This is a genomic window from Euryarchaeota archaeon (assembly GCA_016207515.1).
Lineage (GTDB): Archaea > Thermoplasmatota > SW-10-69-26 > JACQPN01 > JACQPN01 > JACQPN01.
This window is the reverse complement of the sequence record JACQPN010000025.1, coordinates 216977-234878: the sequence shown is the minus strand read 5'-3', so window position 1 is coordinate 234878 and position 17902 is coordinate 216977. Positions and strand designations below refer to the sequence as shown.

Genomic DNA, 17902 nt, shown 5'->3' with positions numbered 1-17902 from the left:
CGGCAGCATCGTCACGGGCCATTGCGGGATCCAATGGGTCCCATCGGCAGGGGCGCTTATTGCAACTCAAACTTCGCCGTCGCCGCGAAATACGGGTCGTTAGACGCGGTGTTGCCGACGGCCAGCTTATTCTTGAAGGTCACGACGCCCGTGTAATTCCCCCGGCCCTGGTCGAATTCACTCGTCGAGACCTGCCAGGTCAGCGCCGATTGCGCGTCCGCGAGCGATAACCTGAATGGTTGCGGGTTCGACGGCGCGCTCGAATCCTCCTTGTAGAAGTTGAGCTCACCGTCGCCCTTGGTGACGACGGTGCCGGGCGAGGCAAGACCCGAATGCGCCTTCGCCGCGAGGAGCCCCGCCTGCACTTGTACGCGAGCCGCGTCCGGGTTGTAACTGATCTGTACGCGCACGCTCTCGACGAACTTCACGATCTCGACGCTCTTCTCCGACGACTTCGACCCCGAAGAGGCCTTGACCGTGTAGTCGCCGTTCCCGCGCACGAACTCGGCATAGTTCGTCTTGGCGTCGCCTGCGCCGCTTACGAGGGTCATCTTCGCCTTGCCCGATTTCGGGTACGCCTGGACGCCCTCGAACAGGATCTGGAACTCGGCCGCCGACGCGTCCGCCTTGTCGACGAACACACCCACTTGGAGCGCGTCGCCGGTCTGGGGAGCGTTAAGGACGAGCCGCACGTCGCCGGAGTCCTGGTTGACGCAGCCGCCAAGAGAAAGGGTGAGTACGAGCAGGCTCGCTACTGCGAATCCGGGAAGGTGTGGCCCCGTCATCGTCCGCCCTAGTCCGGGCGGTGGCTAAAACTTTATGGATTGCTCGCTTGAATCGAGTATTCAAGCGGGGCGGACGCACCAGTCGAGACGAGTGAACCGGGTGAGGCGCCCCCCATTTCGGGCTTATCCCTTGGTCGCGTCAAGGTACGCAAGGACTTCCGATGCGACGGCGCGGGCCAACGGCGGCGGCACCGCTTCCCCAGCCTGCTCGTACTGCGTATCGCGCCCGCCTGAAAAAACGTGCTCGTCGGGAAAGCCCATGAGACGCGCATTCTCGCGAACCGTCAAGAGTCGGTCCTCCACCGGGTGGACGAAGCGGCTCTTCCCCATGACCGGCGGAGCTAATTGGTCGGCGTAGAGCCTAGTCCAATTCGAGTGGCCGCGGCCGCTTGCTCCTCTGTACTTGACGAGCGACGAACCGGGCCGGAGTCGCCGGATCTTTTCGGCCTTTTCAGGACTCACCGTCGTCGTCTCGTGGTTCGAAAGACCCGTGTCGGGCGGCGGCAGCCCTGCAAGGGCCTCCGAGACCGTGACGACCACCGGGACCTTTCGTGGAGAGATCGGTATGTTCGAAATGAAGACGCGCGTCCTTCTCGATGGCGTCCCATGTTCCTCGGCGTGCAAACGGTTGATCCAGATCCGCCCATAGCCCGCAGCGGAAAATGACTCGCGTAGGATCTTCTCCGCCGCGCCGGCCGCGACACCGGGAACGTTCTCCATCACGAAAACGCGCGGCTTCACGATTCCGGCGATTCGGGCGAATTCGAGGACAAGCCTCCCGACGGGATCCTCGTTGAGCCGTTTCGCGGCATCTTGCGACCTGTTGGGGTTCGCTCCCGTGAACGGTTCGCACGGCGGGCCTCCGATGAGAACGTCGCACTTCGGCCAATCCCTGATCTCCTCGACGCGAAGTACCTCGACGCGCGACCCCGGAAAATTCGTCGCGTAGGCGACGGCGTGCGGTGGAAAAGCCTCAACGGCGAAAGTCGGCGTGAAGCGGAGGGCCGCGAAGCCGCGACTGAAGCCGCCGGAGCCTGAGAACACGTCGATGAGGGAGTGCAATGTCAACGGGATGCGCCGGCCCCCCGATAAACGTCTTGGGCCCGCGCGCCCTGTGCGGGTCGAAATCCGTGTGGCTCAGGCCATCGTCTCGTCGGTTCCCGTTAGCCCCAACCCGTCCGCGTCGATCTTCTCGACGGTCTTCAAAGTCAGGTCGAGGATGTTCTGGAACGCTTCCTTGAGGACCGGGGCGCCCCCGATGCAACGCGCCTCCATCTGTTGAAGGGTGTCAATCGGCGTGTGAAGGCCATATGACATGACCTTCGCCGGCCCGAGGATCTTCCCGACCGAACCCCCGATGAAGAGGTTGGCGATGTCCGCGCGGTCGAAACTGCGATGATCCGACGTGCCGCCGCGATTGACCGGCGTGCCCTCGACGCGGGTCACGTAAATGTTGACGACGTACTCCTCGTAGGCCGATGCCGGGAAACCGAGCTCCTTGAAAGTCGAGCGCACGTGGTCCTGTATGAGCTGGTTCGGGCCCGTCGTGTTGTTGCTCCTGAGGATGGTGATCGGGAGGAACTGTCCGTCCGGGTCTTTGCACGGGTAGTTGATGCCGGGAGGGTCTAGCGTGATGTCGGCGATGAACTCCATGTCCTCCGTCTTGATGTGCTCCTCGACGTAGGCCGCGGAGCCCTGAAGGCCTCGTTCTTCGCCGTCGAAGAAAGCGAAGGCGATGGTGTGGCGCCAGGAACCCTTCGACAACGACCGCGCAAGTTCGAGGAGTGCAGCGCTTCCGGCGCCATCGTCCCACGCGCCGTAGACGGTGCTGTCCGCCGTGTCGTAGTGGGCGGAGAGGACGATCACGTGTCCCGGGAACTCGGTGCCGCGTTTGTAACCGATGATGTTCACGCCGGGGATGGGCGTGTCGCCTCCGGGCGTGTAGGGCTCGCGGACCACCTCCAGACCGAACGATTTCAATTCCCGCTCGAGGTAGTCGCGAGAATCTTCATGGGTCACGAGGTTACGCATCCGCAACGGGAAGCCCATGGCAAAACTCACGACGAAATCGTAGGCGGAGGAGCCGGAGACGTCGATCGGGAGAATCGGGATTTGGGTCGCGGCGGCGGGCCCTATGCCATCGCTAGGGGCCACCGGCGGGGCTACGCACCCGGAAAGGGCTGCAGTAGCCAAGGTCAGAAGCACGAATCCAGCTTCCCCCTTCATCACCATGAAGCCGCCCTGAGGGTTCTTATACCTTATTGAAGCCGGTCGGCCTCGGAGTGCCGCCGCCTGGGACCGATCCGTGCCCGTTTTCGTCGCCAAAGGGAGGCTGATCCAGGCCCCGCCCGCACGCGCGAGCAATTCCGACGGGCGCCAAGAACGGGCACCGTGCCGCCGGCTGGTCCTGGTCGGGCGAAGTTTCATATAGGCTCAAGGATACTGGCGCGTGCCGTGAAGCGTCTGACTCAAGGCGCGCCACGGACAACGCGTGAATTGGACTGATGTGTCGATGGTAGAGAAGCCCGAGTTACTCGCTCCTGCTGGTTCTTTTGATTCGCTACGCGCCGCCGTCGAGAACGGCGCGGACGCCGTGTACCTCGGCGGCAGAGGCTTCCACGCTAGAGCGCGGGCCGTGAATTTCCAGGACGATGAACTTGCCACGGCGATCGACTACGCCCACCTCAAAGGGACCAAAGTCTACGTAACCGTCAACACGCTTGTGCGAAACACCGAGTTCGGCGGATTGGGGCCGTACCTGAAAGAGCTACGCGACCTCGGCGCGGACGCGATAATCGTGCAGGACCTCGGTGTGGTCAAGTTCGCGCGCCACTACGCGCCCGACCTGCCGATCCACATGTCCACACAGGCGTGCGTCCACAATTCGATCTCGGCGAACCTCATGAAAAGGATGGGCGCCGAGCGCGTGATCCTTCCACGAGAGCTCACGCTGGAAGAGATAAAGAAGATGCGGGAAAAAACGGAGATTCCGCTCGAGACCTTCGTGCACGGGGCCTTGTGCTTCTCCTACTCAGGCCAGTGCCTTGCCTCAAGCCTTGTCGGCGGGCGAAGCGGAAATCGGGGAGCGTGTGCTTACACGTGCCGACTTCCATTTCAACTCGTTCGCGACGGCGAGACGGTCGCCTTCGACGACGGGATGCATTTCCTTTCGAGCCGCGACCTCAACGCCATCGATCACCTCCCGGCCCTCTGGGATGCGGGTGTTGAATCGTTCAAGATCGAGGGCAGGATGCGCCGTCCCGAGTACGTCGCCACCGTGGTCTCCATCTACCGCCGCGCCATCGATCGCATGGTGAAGGGCAATTTCCATCTCACAGACAAAGAACGGTTGGACCTCATGCAGGCGTACAACCGCAAGTTCACGCCCGGTTATTACGCTGGAAACCCCGGCGTTTCGTTCGTTGTCCACGACCGGCCCGACAATCGTGGCACGGAACTCGGTGTCATCGAAGGTGGGCGCGGACACCCTGGCGGAACCGGAGGTTCCGCCGGGCCGGACGCGCCCTACGGGGCGCGTCACGGGTACATGCTCATCCGCTTGAACCAACCGCTTCACGTCGGCGATGGCGTCGAAGTCGAGAACCCGGACGGAGGCACGGGCTTTGGTCAGGCCGTGGAGGCGATGTATGTCGATGGACGCCCCGTCCAGGAGGCGTCGGCGGGCACGTTGGTGGCTGTGCCGAAAAAGGGTTGGGTCGTCGAGGGCTCGAAAGTGAACAAGACGCTAGACATCATTCTTTTCACCGACGCACAACTTTCTTACACCGATCGACAACGGCGTATCGGCGTCTCCGTCCGGGCAAGTCTCAACGCGGCCGGGCTCGTGGTCACGATAGCGGATGATGACGGGAACACCGGTGTCGGGTCGTCTCCCGCGGAAGGCGCGCGTGGCGAAGGAATGACTGCGGAGGCGTTGAAGCACCAGCTGAAGAAACTCGGGGACACGCCGTTCAAGCCGCGCCAGTTCGAGATAGACGTGGCGCCGGGCCTACACGTGAGTCTGTCGCAGGTGAACGCCGCGCGACGCGCCGCGGTGGCAGCGCTGAAACAGGTACGTACAAGTAGGTACAAGAGAGCGCCCGCGGCCTTGCCGGCCGAAGATCCATCGCCGGGGCCGGCCCACGTCGTCGACAGGCCGCGCCTCGCCGTCACGGTGCAAGGCGTGAAGTTGACGACGGCAGCTTGCGAGAACGGCGCGGATGCGGTCTACTACGCTGGACTAGATTGGGGAGGCGACAAGGACGAGTGGAACCTCGAACGGATCCGCGAATCCGCAGAAGTCGCGAGATCACACAACGTGCCGTTCTGGATACACTTCCCGTACATCACGCGAGACGCCGACCTTGAGTACATCCGCACGATAATGCCCGACCTTGCCGCCATGAAGCCTGCGGGCGCGGTCGTTGGAAACCTCGGAGCCTTGGAACTAGTGAAGGAGTTCGGGCTCAAGGCGCGCGCCGATTACCCGATGAACACGTACAACAGCCACGCGCTCTCCGTGATGAAGGAGATGGGCTTCGAATCCGCGTGCCTCTCCCCCGAGATGACGCTTGCCGAGATGGCGGCCGTGGCGAAAGAATCACCGATACCGATCGAAGCGGTCTCGCACGGCCAGTTGCACCTCATGGTGTCGGAGCACTGCGCGATCGGCGCCGTCGAAGGCTGCTACACGAAGGGAAAACACGTCCCGTGCAGGCGCCACGACTATGAACTCGTCGACGAGAAGGGATTCAGGTTCCAACTCGTCACCGACGGAAAATGCAGGATGCACCTCATGAACTCGCGAGAACTCGCGATGTTGAACAAACTCCCCGACCTCGTGAACGCCGGGATAGCGACCTTGCGCATGGACACGGAAGGGCTGAAGCCCGAGACGGTGGGGCCGATACTTCGCACGTACCGCACCGCCCTCGACGAACTCATCCTGCAGCGGGAAAGCTACCGGTTCAACGACTCGTTGTGGGAATCGATGAAGGCGAACAGCAGCCTGCCGTTCACGACGGGGCATTTTTACCGGGGCGTGGATTGAGATCGTGGCGCCGAGAGGACTTCGCGCCTGCGCCGGCTAACTCACTTCCGGACCTTGACGCCGATGGCCTTGGCGACCGACGTCTGGTCCTCGTCCCAGGCGATGAGAGTGGCCCCACGTTCGGCTGCCGTGGCGAGGGCAAAAGCGTCGCCGAGACTGATCGAAGCGTGCTCCGCCTTGATGTCGGCAGCATGGTCCCAAGTTTCAATGGCGTCGGCGGCCTCTACACCAGCCGCCTGGAGCCACGTGAGCGCCTCACGCGCTCTCCCCTTGTTCTTCCGCGCAAGCACGTATCTGACTTCGCTCAGGTTCACGACACTGCAGGCCGCGCTGGCCCTGCCGGCACGCACCTCGTCGAGGAAAGTCTCGATCCGATCGGCCCCCGGCTCGTCGAGAAAGAACGCAACAAGCGGCTCCGCGTCGAAGACGATCACAGGCGGAACTTCCGCCTGGCGCGCGCCTCATCGTCGCCGCGTTCCCTTCGAAGCAGTGCCACGCCCGACTCTCGGCCAAAGTCGGCCTTCATGAAGCCCTTCATCTTGGCAGGAGTCGGCAGCGGCTCGACAACCAATCTTCCGCTGACGATCCGAAAACTCACGAAGCCAGGTGCCCCGATGCCGAAGAGGGCTCCAAACCTTGACGGGATGATCGCCTGGCCCTTCTCCGTGACTCGGACAACCTCGGGATTATTACTTGCCATGAAATATTACTTCGACCCAAGCAATACTCAAACCCTACCAAGAAATGGGCGATTCGCCGCCCCGTTGAGACCAATACGCCTCACGAAGCGCGTACGTCGTCTCCATGTACTGGATGGCCTCCGATGGCTTCGGCGCGGGTGTCGACTCACCCTTGAGGTAGGCGACGGCAGCGGGGACGATCTCGGGACCGACGTAGCCCCAGCCCATCTGGACCCAGGGCGTGGGGAGGATGGGGGCACTAGTCCCACTAAAGACAGTGTCGATGGGATCTTCATAGGCCCCCGGTCGAGGCGTCCAGTCGCGTGGCCCCCAGTAGTTCGCGGTGACGTTTAACGCTTCAAGGACCATCGCACCCTCTTGGGCATGGCCCCTTGTCGCGTTCGCATGAATTTCCTGTAGGAGCAGCGCAGCGGTTCCGGCGACCAACGGGGTGGCGATGCTGGTGCCGGAAACCAAGACGAATCTGTTCGCAGAATACGCGTCCACTACGAGGGCGACGTCCTCTGCGACGAAACTCGTCGCTCTAGACGTTGTGGCGTCATCGCCGCTCTGATTAGTGTGAACTCCGCCCACAATGATTGCAGGTGGCGCGTGGTAGACCGATGCGTATGACGGCGAAGGATCGTTCCCGGCCGCGACGAAGAGAAGTTTTCCGCTCTCGCCTAACGATTGGATGGAATCACGAAGCTCGGAATCCCACGGCGTCGATGGATTCCCTGGGATGGCGAATGATAACGAGGCTATGTCGATCCATTGCTGGTCCCTCACCCACCGTAGGGCCGCCGCCGTGTTGCCGATGACCTCCGGGAGGTTTGTCGCGTAGGCGTTTGGGATCTTGATCATGACTACGGTTGCGTTCGGAAACGCCGTGCGTGCCAGATAGCTCATAGCAGTGCCGTGGCCGTTTTCGTCGAACACCGGCCGGTATTCCGGCGGATACACGGGTCGCTGGGCGTCGCTAGGGTTGTAAATCGACGGCAGTGAAATGGCGAAAATCCCGGTTCCGGCGAATTCATACAAGGTGTCATTCTTTAGGCTGTTCCACAAATCGCGATCTTTTTCTAATCGTTGCTCGAACGTAAGCGTCGAATCGAGCGACACTTCCAGCGTGGTTGCGTTCGCGCCGGAAAGGACGGCCCGCGCTCGCGCCCCCGACGCGGCCGCCGGCGAGTAGGAAGCCGAGAAGAATTCGTGGTACGGTACGATGCCGGTGTCGAGAATTGCTACTACAATCGGGCCGACCTCCCTGATCGCGCCTACGGTGACCCCCGAAGGCGCGTCTGACGTTGGTGTACCAGGGGCCACGCATCCAGATATGATTAGGACGGCTAGAAGCGCCGCTGTCGGGTGCCTCATCCTGCGTCGATGAGCCTTCGCGCTTATCGGCATTATGGAACGGTTCATGTCCAGAGGAAGGGCATTTAAACTTTTCCCCAAACGGGTCGAACCTTGGGCCCTGTGTAGACGAAAGTGTTTTGGCGTGATACGACGCCTGGTGTCGTGGTTGGTTCTATGTCGGGAGGAACGCTGGTTTGGAGCAGTGTGGCATGTTTGTTAATCGTTCTTGCGGCTGTAGCGCCACCGGCGACGGCAGAAGACGGGCGAAACACGGGTTCGGTCGCCTCCACGTGTGGCGTCGGCAAGATTCCTGCTTTCAATCCTGCGGCATGCGTCAAGGCGGCCGCGGCATGCGCCAAGGACATTTCACGTCCCTGCCCGGTTTACGTGCCTTGTAAACTTAATGAAGAATGCAAACGCCCGCAATTCTAGGGGTTTTCATCGTGCGCTCCCTCGCCCTTGTTGTCGGTTTGTTCCTCATGGCACAAGGAACGGCCTTTGGTGAAGTCTCCGCTGGCATTGCGGGAGTCCTCGGATTGGAGGTCGAAAACGGGCGCCCGGGCGATTGCTCAATCGAAGACGTCCGGTCAGATTGCCTGTTTTCGTACGCGGGGCGTGAAACCAGTGAGCCCGGCGACGACGAGCTAGAGGCATCTCACGACGTTAATGCCATGAAGGGATTCGTTGCGGCCCCGTTAATCCCAGCGGTCCAAGTATCGAAGGAGATCGACCTCGAACACGCGGGAACTGGAAACCCGCTCTTTATGACATATGCGACCTCGGATGATGTGAGAAGGTCAACAATACGCGCTAATTCAGGTTTGGATGTAACGACGAATCGATCGGGATTGTGGATCGACTCGCCTTCCGCCCTAGAGGACGCCGCGTTCGCGCGTTGGCACTTCGCCGCGTGGGATGATGACGATCACGCAATCAACTACACGCGAGTATCATTTCCGATCTACGGGTTCGTCGTCGGTCCATCTGACACATATCTTGACCTCCTCCCGGCAACAGAGGATGTGCTATGCGAAGCTGTCGGACCTGAATGGGTCAGTTGCAATGATCGAACTCTGGCCGCGATGGAGAACGCGTCCCAAACCGCTCTTCCAAATGTAACGGCGACAGTCCTGTACGATGAGGTGGGTCTGGCTGTTTCCACGGCGCCGTCTGATTCCACCGCGAAATACGATTCTGGTCACGGCGCAATCTTCGCCGATTCTCGGGACGATGTCAAGGGCGGAAAATGGCCTATTCCACCGCGGCAGGGTTTGGCTGTCGCTCCACAGTCGCATGACCGATTTCGGTCTCCGGCCGTCGCGTCAGACACGGCCGCTTTGGTGCCATTCACGAATGCCGGAGCCCCCGTGTCCCCGGGCTCACCGGATCAGGTTTCCCCAATCTTGGTATTCTTCGCAACGTTGGGCTTTCCACTCGTGATTCTCGCCCTCTACCGCCGTCTCCATGAGCGCAAGATTCTGGACAACCCTATCCGTCAAGAGATGTTGGCCTTGATCAAGAAGAGCCCCGGAATCTCCGTGTCTGACACGGCGCGTCTGTTGGGCGTCGACTTCAAGACCGCTCTTCATCACTCTCGTGTGCTTGCCGATTACGCCCATGTCGAGTTGGCGAGGAAGGGTCGTTTCCTTCGTCTCTTCGAGAACCACAATTCGTTTGGTGTCAATGAGAAGGGGTACATCCTCGCTTTCGATTCGGAGGTCCGGCGCAAGATCGCGAAGCTTGTGCTTCTTGAGCCCGGCATCACGCAAGCGGAGATGCGGGGCCGTCTCGATTTCGCGAAGAGCACGGTGAACTTCCACGTGTCGCGGTTGGCGTCGAGTGGGATCGTCAAGGCGCACCCGGAGCGGCCGACGGGTTATGTGGTGGCTTCGGAGATCCGTAACAAGGTCATCGACGCCCTCGTCACGGTGGCGGAGACTGCGAGCGCGCGTTCGGTGCCGGCCAAGGGCGATGCGTCTACGCCTTCTATCGTCTGATGGCGTGTGCCTATTCGCCGCATGGACGGCGCTCTTAGGCGAGCGCTTTCTTTGGCCGCGACGTGCGCGTGACGAGTTGCTCAAAAGTCTGCGGTGTGGCGCTCTAGCGGCCCCGGCACGTGGCCGCGAAACCGTGGGTGAAGATTGCTCGGCCAAGCCGCTCACCGTGCTTGACCGTGGTCGAAAATGGTCGTTCTGGCACGATCCGCATGGCGACGCCGGCCGACGACCGAGAAAATCGATGGCGCTGGCCCTTCGTGGCAGGCCGGGCGATAGGCGTTCCCCTACCTGACAGCATATAAATACGGCTGTCCACATTGGCAGCCCGACAACTTGGCTGGCGACGACGAAAAGGAAGGGGAGGAAGGCACGGGCGCCCCGGCGGAACCAGAGGAACCAGAACTCTCGGAACAACAGCTCGCCGAATTCGACAAAGATGGATTGGCCTCCGAAGGAGGCTACATCCGCGTCAAGATGCCGGACAAGAAACAGGGACAACTTTTCGGGATCGCGGATCAGCTGCTCGGCGGGTCACGCCTCAAGGTCATGTGCGAGGACGGGAAGGCCCGCATGTGCCGCATACCGGGCAAGATGAAGCGGCGCATGTGGATACGCGAAGGCGACCTCGTCATCGTGAAGCCGTGGTCTTTCCAGGACGAAAAGGCCGACATCGTCTGGAGGTACACGAAGACGCAGGGCGCGTACCTCTCGAGGAAAGGGATGATTCCGAAGCAGATTGATGTTTTCTAGGCGAATCGGATCAGAGGCCCCTCGTGCCGGTGCCTGGCAACAATTTGCGCGGCCCCCTCACGATTCGTGGGTTCCGGGCAGATCCTTTTCGCGTTCATAGTCCCACGCGGGAACCACCGAATCCGGGCCGAATGCCCGCCTGTCGGTGCTTACGACGAAGGTCCCGAAGTAGCGGGCGGTTGCTGCGACCTGAAGGTCCGACCAGGAAAGGTTTTTTCCGCGCTCTCGCGCCTCCCTTGCCACGCTGGCGGCCTCGCGTACAATCTGCGTGTCGCAGGGAACGAGTTCGAAAAAGAGCGCGAGGTCTGTGATCGCCGCGTTGGCGTCGCTCGCTCCGACGCAATACTCGATCGCCGCCTGCATGGGGACGAAGATTGGGCCTGGCAACTGGCGAAGGCGCGCCAGGGCGGGCCGGATGGATGCGGGCCTGTGCTTGGAATCGATGAGGAAAGTCGCGTCGAGGACCGGCACGTCTCACTCCTCCTTCTCGCCATCGACGGAATCCGCTTGCCTCATCTTTCGGATGAACTCGAGATGCTCCTCGCGGGACATGTCGAATTCGATAGGGGTATCGAGGAATTTCATCGGGTCTTTTTCCCAATGGAGTGCCTGGACAAGACGGATCACTACGTCGCTGTCGCTCTCGCCCTCCCTTTTTTCGCGCCGAAGCATGGCGAAGGCGTCGTCGCTAAGGGTCGTTGTGCGGGCCATAGGTAACAGTAGGTAACGTTTTAGTATTTATGTGTTTGGTTTTCGATGTGGCACGGTCAGGAGAAAAGGCCGCTGTTCGGCATCGCGGCGCATCATGTCGCATAATCCGAACTGACGATCATACGGGAGGGCCGGAAGGTTCGGAGGTGCCGAAAGCCAGGAAACGCTGAAGCGCCGGATGTGGAAAGGCGATGTCGATCTCGTCATCGTGAAGCCGCGGGCGATCCAGGATGAGAAGGCCGAAATCGTGTGGAGATACACGAAGGGCAAGGGCTTTGCCTTTCGAGGAAAGGGATGAAACCGAAGCAGACGCGTGTATTTTTTTAGATGTGGGCGACGGCGTCCTAGCGGGTCAGGCGTTGATCGGCGGTCGGAGCTCCGGCAGATGGTGCCGGTGCCAAAGCGGCCTGCCCCATGCGTGGAAAGTGCGAGAGGAGGAACGACCGCGCAGCTTCTTCGTCGCCCGCGAGCACGATCTTCCTGACTGGTTCCAGGATCTCGTCCGGGTTCGCCGCGGCCTCGGCCCGGGCGCGAAGAACAAACGGGTGTTTCGTGGCCGACAAGGGTTCCGATGGGTAGGTAAGAGTCTCCTGAAGCCTCTCGCCGGGCCTTAGGCCGGTGAATTCGACCTTGATGTCCTTTCCAGGCTCCAAGCCATGGAGGCGGATGAAACCTTCCGCGATCCGTAGTATCCTCACGGGCTTGCCCATCTCGAGAACGAAGAGTTCCTCTCCGTCGCCCATCGCGGCCGCTTGGAGGACCAAGGAGACGGCTTCGCTGGTCACCATGAAATAGCGTTCGACGTCCGGATGGGTCACCGTCACGGGCCCTCCCCGTTGTATCTGTTTTTCGAATATGGTCAGTACGGATCCGCGCGAACCAAGGACGTTGCCGAAGCGGACCGCGGCCTTCTTCATCGATCCCTGTGTCTTTCCGACTGCGGAGAACACCACCAGTTCGGCGAGGCGCTTCGACGCGCCCATCACGCTCGACGGGTCTACGGCCTTGTCGGTGGAGATGAGGACAAAACTTTCGCAACCCGCGCCCTGGGCGGCGTACATGACGTTTGCCGTGCCGAGGACGTTCACGTCGAGGGCCTGGATGGGCCAAGCCTCCATCATTGGAACGTGCTTGTAGGCGGCCGCATGGAAGACGAGTTGTGGCCTTTCGCGGTGTAGAAGGCCTTCCAATGCGCGGGCATTTCGTACGTCGACGAGCGCCTCGTGTATTCGGACCGTAGTCGCGATTGTCCGAAGCTCCATGCCGAGGTCGTGGAGCCGGCTCTCGTCAGTGTCCAGGACGGTGATCGTCGAGGGGCCGAAGGCCACCACTTGTCGGCACAATTCTGCGCCTATGGTCCCGGCCGCGCCCGTCACGAGGACACGTTTGCCCGCGATGAGACCGTGCAGGTCGTCCGGGTTGATCTTGACCGGGTCCCGGCCTATCAGATCCTCTACGCGGACGTCCCTCGTGGATTCGATAGTGAACGAGTCGTCCATGAGTTCCCGCAGCGTCGGGACGATGCGCACCTTTTGGATGCCGTTCGCCCGGCACGTCTCGACGACGTCTGCGACGAACTCCCCGCTTGCGTCCGGGACGCATATGACGACTGCCGAGGCGCCCGTCTCGCGCAGTTTCTGCCCAAGGGCGGAGGTGGGTCCAAGGACGGGGACGCCGAGGATCGCGGTAGAATGGGCGAGTGCATCGTCCTCAATGAAACCGACGACGTGGTAATCAGTGCGCGTCGTCGATTCCTGGATGCTTTTCAGGACCTGCACGCCCGCTTCGCCGGCTCCGACGATCAACGTGCGCGTTCCTTCCTGGAGCGCCCCGCTCACGACGATCCGCCTCAATCGCTTGGCCAGCCGGAAAGACGCGATGAAAAGTAGCGACAAGGGTGCCTGGATCAGGACTAGGGTCCGCGGGAAGGCGGTCGCCGGGTCTACGACGTACCAAGCCTGGGCGACGGTAGCGACCACGGCGGTGGCGGCGAGCATCGCCAGGGTGAGCTTCACCGCGTCCCGGAGCCCGAAAAACGCCCAACTGATGCGGTAGAGGCCGAATGCAATGAAAGTCGAGACGGTCGCGGCCGCGCAGAGTCCGGCGACGATCGCGACGCGGTCGAGGCCGATCGTGCCCAAGTTGCCTTGGAAACGGAGGAGGAAGGTGACGAGGACCGCGGTACTGACGAGGATCCCGTCCACCCCGATGAAAAACGCCAACCGACGGCGTGGCGTCACCCGCAAGCCGTGAATTAGGCGCGCCTCGTCGCCTTTCCGTCCCAAATCGTCCGCCATGGGAAGCCCGTGCGTTCTGCCCCGGTCCTACGAATCCGACACAGAGACGTAGGTATATATAGAGGTTCCATGACGGCCGCGTCTTGACTTCTTTCATGGTACGAGGGGGTGCCTCGACCGGGGCTCGAATCACGATCGGGCGGGTCTGGGTTTGACCGCCGCCCAAGCGCCGATCACCACGATGTACGCAAGGGCCACCATCGGCACCGCGGTGTCGGGGCTCGAATAGGCGAGGAACGCCGCGAGAGCAAGAAGGACATCCAACGCAAGAACGGCACCAACGACCGCCGAGTGCGACCACCCCCCCTGGACGAGCCGCTGATAGGCATGTGACCGGTGAGCGACCCAGAACGGCTCTCGGTTGCCGATTCTCCTGATGACGGTGAGCGTCGCGTCCCCGATGAATGGCGCAAGAAGGATCGCCCATACGGTGAGCGGCGGGCCGTTCGTCACCTCCGACAGGATGGCCAAGGCGGCGAAGGAGAAGCCGAGAAAACCGCTGCCGACGTCTCCCATGAAGATCCGCGCCGGGGACTTGTTCCACGCAAGAAATCCGAGGCAGGCCGCCCCGAGCGCCGCGGAAAGGGTCGCAAGCGCCTCTGAACCGGAGGCATATAGTAACGCCGCGCCTACGCCGGCCACGAAGACACCTTGAGCCGCCGCGAGGCCATCGATCCCGTCCATGAAATTGTAGAGGTTAATCATCCAGATGACGCCGATGATGGCGATCGTCGTGCCAAAAACGCCAAGCGTCCACGACCCGGCGCCCACGCGTAGGACCTGAAGACCACCGAGGGCGAGAAGCGACCCCACCGCCACGCTTGTCCAGACCGCCATTCGGACGGTGTTCCCGCGACTCTTCACGTCATCGAGGAAACCGATGATGGCGACGATGCCACCGCCCGCGCCCAGGACCAAGGCGGGCAATGGTCCTATTGCGGATGAGTTGTACAACAGGTACAAGACACACTCAAAAGTCACGACGATGGCGACGCCGCCGCCGCGAAGCTTCGGGGCCGTGTGCAGGCTCCGGTCGTTTGGGCGGTCGACGAGGCCGATCCGTTTGGCGACATGGATCATCGCCCCGGCCAGTACGAAGCTCAAGAGCGCCGCCGCGGCAATGAGGCCCCAATCCGGTGTCACATTCTCCGCTCCGGGACCGGGGCTTTGCCGCCCTCAATCGATAATCTCTTCAACGTTTCCCGCCAGCCTTCACCGAGGGGCCACTTCGGTACGTAGCCAAAATCCCGGCGAGCGGCGTGGCCTACGACCGACATGTCCTCGGTGATCTTCGCCAGCGTCTCGCGGTTCCAACCGACGGCGTCACCCTTTAGACGCCTCCAGGCCCCGACGGAAGCAAATGCGATTCCGGCTGCCGCCGCCGGCACATGCAGGGTGGGGCGCGGTCTTCCGAGGGCATTGGCCATTGCGTCCGCGATCTCTTTCATGGTGTGCGGTTCGCCGTCCGTCACGATGTAGGTCCGGCCACGGGTCTCTTTGTTGTGGGCGGCGGCCGCGAGGGCCGCCGCGGCATCGTCTTCGAAAACGAGGCTTCTGCGGTTGTCGGCTCGCCCCACGTGGACGAACCGTCCCTTCCGGATGTAATCCAACATGCGGAGATAATTCCCTTTCATGCGGCCACCGTAGACGGCGCCGAGGCGGATCACCACTGAATCGGGCCTCGCCTCCCGGACGGCAAGCTCCCCCTCTAGTTTGCTCCTGGAGTAGGGGTCAGGGGGTCGTGGCGGGGTCTCGTCGTCCCATGTTTCGCCGCGGCGCGTCGGCCCGAGGACGTTGATGGTGCTGGCGTGGACGATCGTCTCCACGCCGGCATCTCGCGCGGCACGCGCGACGTTTCTCGCGCCGTCCACGTTGACGGCCGCGTATCTCTCACGCGGCACCGCGATTGGTGCGCGCTCGTGTAACGTCGCCGCCAAGTGGAAAACCGCCTCAACGCCTCTTGTAACACGCTTCATCGCTTCAGGATCGGAGACGTCGGCGGCCACGCACTCTTGGCCTTGGCGGAAGGAGGCTTGAGGCGGAAGGCGTCGGGCGACCGCGCGGACGTTCCAACCCTGGTCTATGAGCAGCTTGATGAGTGTGGGTCCGACCACACCGGTGGCCCCTGTGACGAGCGCTGTCTTAGTCAACGGTAACAGTCGCCGATTATGGTAGATGGGCATTTGAAATAGGCGGAAACGGAGCCCACGCTGGCGCGAAGAAAAGGGCCAGGTGGCATAAACACGCCATCAGCCGAAACGGACGCGCGCCCGCGGATCAGGGTGCAAGAGCTGGCTCCGCCAGGATGGACGACTCGTTCTCGAGGAACCAGCGGTAGGTGTCTTCCAGGCCTTTGCGGAAGGGGATCTTTGGCCGCCAACCCAGGTTCGAGAGGCGCGTCGTGTCGAGCAATTTCTTCGGTTGGCCGTCGGGCTTACTCGGATCGAACATGACTTGGCCATGGTATCCGACGACTTCGGCCATGGTGCGTGCCGCTTCGCCGATGGTCATGTCGGTGCCGGCGCCGACGTTGATGGTCCGTTCGTCCTCGTACGTCTCCATCAGGAAAAGCGCGGCATCGGCCAAGTCGTCGCAGTGCAGGAACTCGCGCCGCGGTGCGCCAGTCCCCCAAATCACGACATCCTTGGCGCCCGCCTTCTTGGCTTCGTGGAATCGTCTCATCAATGCCGGAAGCACGTGGGAATACAAGGGGTGGAAGTTGTCGCCGGGCCCGTAGAGGTTCGCCGGCATGGCGCTTATCGCATCGAACCCGTATTGCCGCCGGTAGGCCTGGCACGTCTTGATGCCGGCGATCTTCGCCACGGCATACCATTCGTTCGTGGGTTCGAGGCTACCAGTCAGCAGGTGTTCCTCTTTCATCGGCTGCGGAGCGAGGCGCGGGTAGATGCAGGAAGAACCTAGGAATAGGAGCTTCGTCACACCCGACCTGTAAGCGGCATCGATTACATTGGATTGTATCATCAGGTTGTTCCAGATGAACTCGGCCGGGAGCGTGTTGTTGGCATGGATGCCGCCGACCTTTGCGGCCGCGACGAACACGAATTCGGGTCGCTCCTCGTCGAAGAACCCGCGTACCCGGGCCTGGTCCGTCAAGTCGAGCTCGTTTCGCGTCCTCGTGACGAGGTTGGTGTGGCCGGCGGATTGTAATCGTCTCGTTATCGCGGAGCCGACCAGGCCGCGGTGCCCAGCGACGAAGATCTTCGACCCCCTATTCATTGGCCTTGCCTCCGCCCACTTTGTGGCCCGCTAGTCTTAGCGTCTTTTCCTGCTGGGCGAGCTCAAGATCGTGATCGACCATCATCTGGACGAGTTCCTCGAAGCCGATACGCGGCTTCCAACCGAGCGTGCGCGCGGCTTTGGATGCGTCGCCGCGCAGGTGATCGGTCTCCGTGGGGCGAAGGTATCTCTTGTCCACCTTGACGTGGGCCTTCCAATCCAGTTTGGCATGAGAGAACGCCGCCTCCACGAACTCGGTCACCGAGTGCGAGCGGCCCGTGGCGACGACGAAATCCCCCGCGGTCGTTGCTTGGAGCATCGACCACATGGCCTCGACGTAATCCCCCGCGAATCCCCAATCGCGCTGCGCTTCGAGGTTGCCCAAGTACAGTGTTTTCTGGAGGCCTAACTTGATCCTGCCCACAGCCCTCGTGATCTTCCTTGTCACGAAAGTCTCTCCACGTCGAGGTGATTCGTGGTTGAACAGGATGCCATTCGCGATGAAAAGCCCGTACGCCTCGCGGTAGTTCACAGCGTAGTGGTGGGCAGCGACCTTGCTCGCCGCGTATGGGCTACGAGGAAGGAAAGGGCTGGTCTCGGACTGCGCCGGAGGCGTCGATCCGAACATCTCGGAGGATCCAGCCTGATAGTACTTCACTTGCCGACCCGTCGTCGCGGCGTGGTCTCGAAGGGTCTCCAGCATCCGTAGCGTGCCCATGGCGACCGTATCGGCCGTGTACTCCGGCAGGTCGAAACTCACCTTGACGTGCGATTGGGCGCCGAGGTTGTAGACCTCGTCTGGCCGCACCGTCTCCATGATGCGTCGTAGGCTCGTCCCGTCCGTCATGTCGCCGTGATGGAGGAAGAGGCGGGTCCCCTTCTCGTGCGGGTCATGATAGAGGTGGTCGAGCCTACCCGTGTTGAAACTCGAAGCGCGCCGGATGATCCCATGGACCTCGTAGCCTTTCCCTAGGAGCAGTTCGGTGAGGTAGGACCCGTCTTGGCCCGTCACCCCGGTCACTAGCGCTTTCTTCAT

General features: G+C 61.8%; 16 protein-coding genes. 3 read left to right on the top strand and 13 right to left on the bottom strand.

Translation table 11 applies throughout. The features are described from left to right. Nucleotides 1-56: 56 nt before the first annotated feature. The 3 genes from HY556_11740 to HY556_11730 all read right to left on the bottom strand — a co-directional run bounded on the left by HY556_11740 (nt 57) and on the right by HY556_11730 (nt 3011). Nucleotides 57-785, bottom strand: a complete 729-nt coding sequence (locus HY556_11740) for a hypothetical protein (protein ID MBI4394447.1) — start codon at nt 783-785, stop codon at nt 57-59. A gap of 123 nt (nt 786-908) precedes the next feature. Beyond that, nucleotides 909-1847 (bottom strand): DNA cytosine methyltransferase, encoded by a 939-nt coding sequence (locus HY556_11735; GenBank protein MBI4394446.1) that lies wholly within the window; start codon nt 1845-1847, stop codon nt 909-911. Nucleotides 1848-1922: 75 nt separating this feature from the next. Then, the gene (locus HY556_11730) at nt 1923-3011 is read right to left on the bottom strand and encodes a M28 family peptidase (GenBank protein MBI4394445.1); all 1089 of its coding nucleotides are present in this window, start codon (nt 3009-3011) and stop codon (nt 1923-1925) included. A 286-nt stretch (nt 3012-3297) separates the two neighbouring features. Here HY556_11730 and HY556_11725 point away from each other — a divergent pair, with 286 nt between their 5' ends. After that, nucleotides 3298-5835, top strand: coding sequence for a DUF3656 domain-containing protein (locus tag HY556_11725; GenBank protein MBI4394444.1), 2538 nt, complete (start codon nt 3298-3300; stop codon nt 5833-5835). A 41-nt stretch (nt 5836-5876) separates the two neighbouring features. On the opposite strand, the gene HY556_11720 is transcribed toward HY556_11725, so the two are convergent. Genes HY556_11720 through HY556_11710 form a run of 3 tightly spaced genes read right to left on the bottom strand, consistent with a single transcriptional unit; the run spans nt 5877 to nt 7940 of the window. Continuing rightward, nucleotides 5877-6269: a PIN domain-containing protein gene (locus HY556_11720; GenBank protein MBI4394443.1), complete on the bottom strand. Its 393-nt coding sequence runs from the start codon at nt 6267-6269 to the stop codon at nt 5877-5879. Further along, nucleotides 6266-6535, bottom strand: coding sequence for an AbrB/MazE/SpoVT family DNA-binding domain-containing protein (locus tag HY556_11715; protein ID MBI4394442.1), 270 nt, complete (start codon nt 6533-6535; stop codon nt 6266-6268). The genes HY556_11720 and HY556_11715 overlap by 4 nt, the downstream gene beginning before the upstream one ends. A 34-nt stretch (nt 6536-6569) precedes the next feature. Beyond that, a complete protein-coding gene (locus HY556_11710) occupies nt 6570-7940 on the bottom strand; it encodes a S8/S53 family peptidase (GenBank protein ID MBI4394441.1) in 1371 nt (456 codons plus the stop codon). Nucleotides 7941-9310: 1370 nt separating this feature from the next. On the opposite strand from HY556_11710, the gene HY556_11705 reads away from it, so the two are divergent. Both HY556_11705 and eif1A read left to right on the top strand, forming a co-directional pair. Then, a complete protein-coding gene (locus HY556_11705; protein MBI4394440.1) occupies nt 9311-9871 on the top strand; it encodes a winged helix-turn-helix transcriptional regulator in 561 nt (186 codons plus the stop codon). A 474-nt stretch (nt 9872-10345) separates the two neighbouring features. Then, nucleotides 10346-10621: a translation initiation factor eIF-1A gene (gene eif1A, locus HY556_11700; protein MBI4394439.1), complete on the top strand. Its 276-nt coding sequence runs from the start codon at nt 10346-10348 to the stop codon at nt 10619-10621. Nucleotides 10622-10678: 57 nt separating this feature from the next. On the opposite strand, the gene HY556_11695 is transcribed toward eif1A, so the two are convergent. The 7 genes from HY556_11695 to gmd form a co-directional block, all read right to left on the bottom strand. Next, nucleotides 10679-11092 carry a PIN domain-containing protein gene (locus tag HY556_11695; GenBank protein ID MBI4394438.1) on the bottom strand — a complete coding sequence of 138 codons (414 nt, stop codon included), beginning with the start codon at nt 11090-11092 and terminating at the stop codon, nt 10679-10681. A 3-nt stretch (nt 11093-11095) separates the two neighbouring features. Next, a complete protein-coding gene (locus tag HY556_11690; protein ID MBI4394437.1) occupies nt 11096-11332 on the bottom strand; it encodes a hypothetical protein in 237 nt (78 codons plus the stop codon). 344 nt (nt 11333-11676) lie between these two features. Continuing rightward, on the bottom strand, nt 11677-13629 hold the full coding sequence (locus HY556_11685; GenBank protein MBI4394436.1) for a polysaccharide biosynthesis protein: 1953 nt from the start codon (nt 13627-13629) through the stop codon (nt 11677-11679). A gap of 129 nt (nt 13630-13758) precedes the next feature. Next, on the bottom strand, nt 13759-14772 hold the full coding sequence (locus HY556_11680) for a glycosyltransferase family 4 protein (GenBank protein MBI4394435.1): 1014 nt from the start codon (nt 14770-14772) through the stop codon (nt 13759-13761). Next, nucleotides 14769-15779, bottom strand: a complete 1011-nt coding sequence (locus HY556_11675; protein ID MBI4394434.1) for an NAD-dependent epimerase/dehydratase family protein — start codon at nt 15777-15779, stop codon at nt 14769-14771. Before HY556_11675 ends, HY556_11680 begins: the two co-directional genes overlap by 4 nt. 127 nt (nt 15780-15906) lie before the next feature. Continuing rightward, on the bottom strand, nt 15907-16866 hold the full coding sequence (locus HY556_11670; GenBank protein MBI4394433.1) for a GDP-L-fucose synthase: 960 nt from the start codon (nt 16864-16866) through the stop codon (nt 15907-15909). Continuing rightward, complete coding sequence (gene gmd, locus HY556_11665; GenBank protein ID MBI4394432.1) at nt 16859-17902, bottom strand: GDP-mannose 4,6-dehydratase; 1044 nt, start codon at nt 17900-17902, stop codon at nt 16859-16861. The genes HY556_11670 and gmd overlap by 8 nt, the downstream gene beginning before the upstream one ends.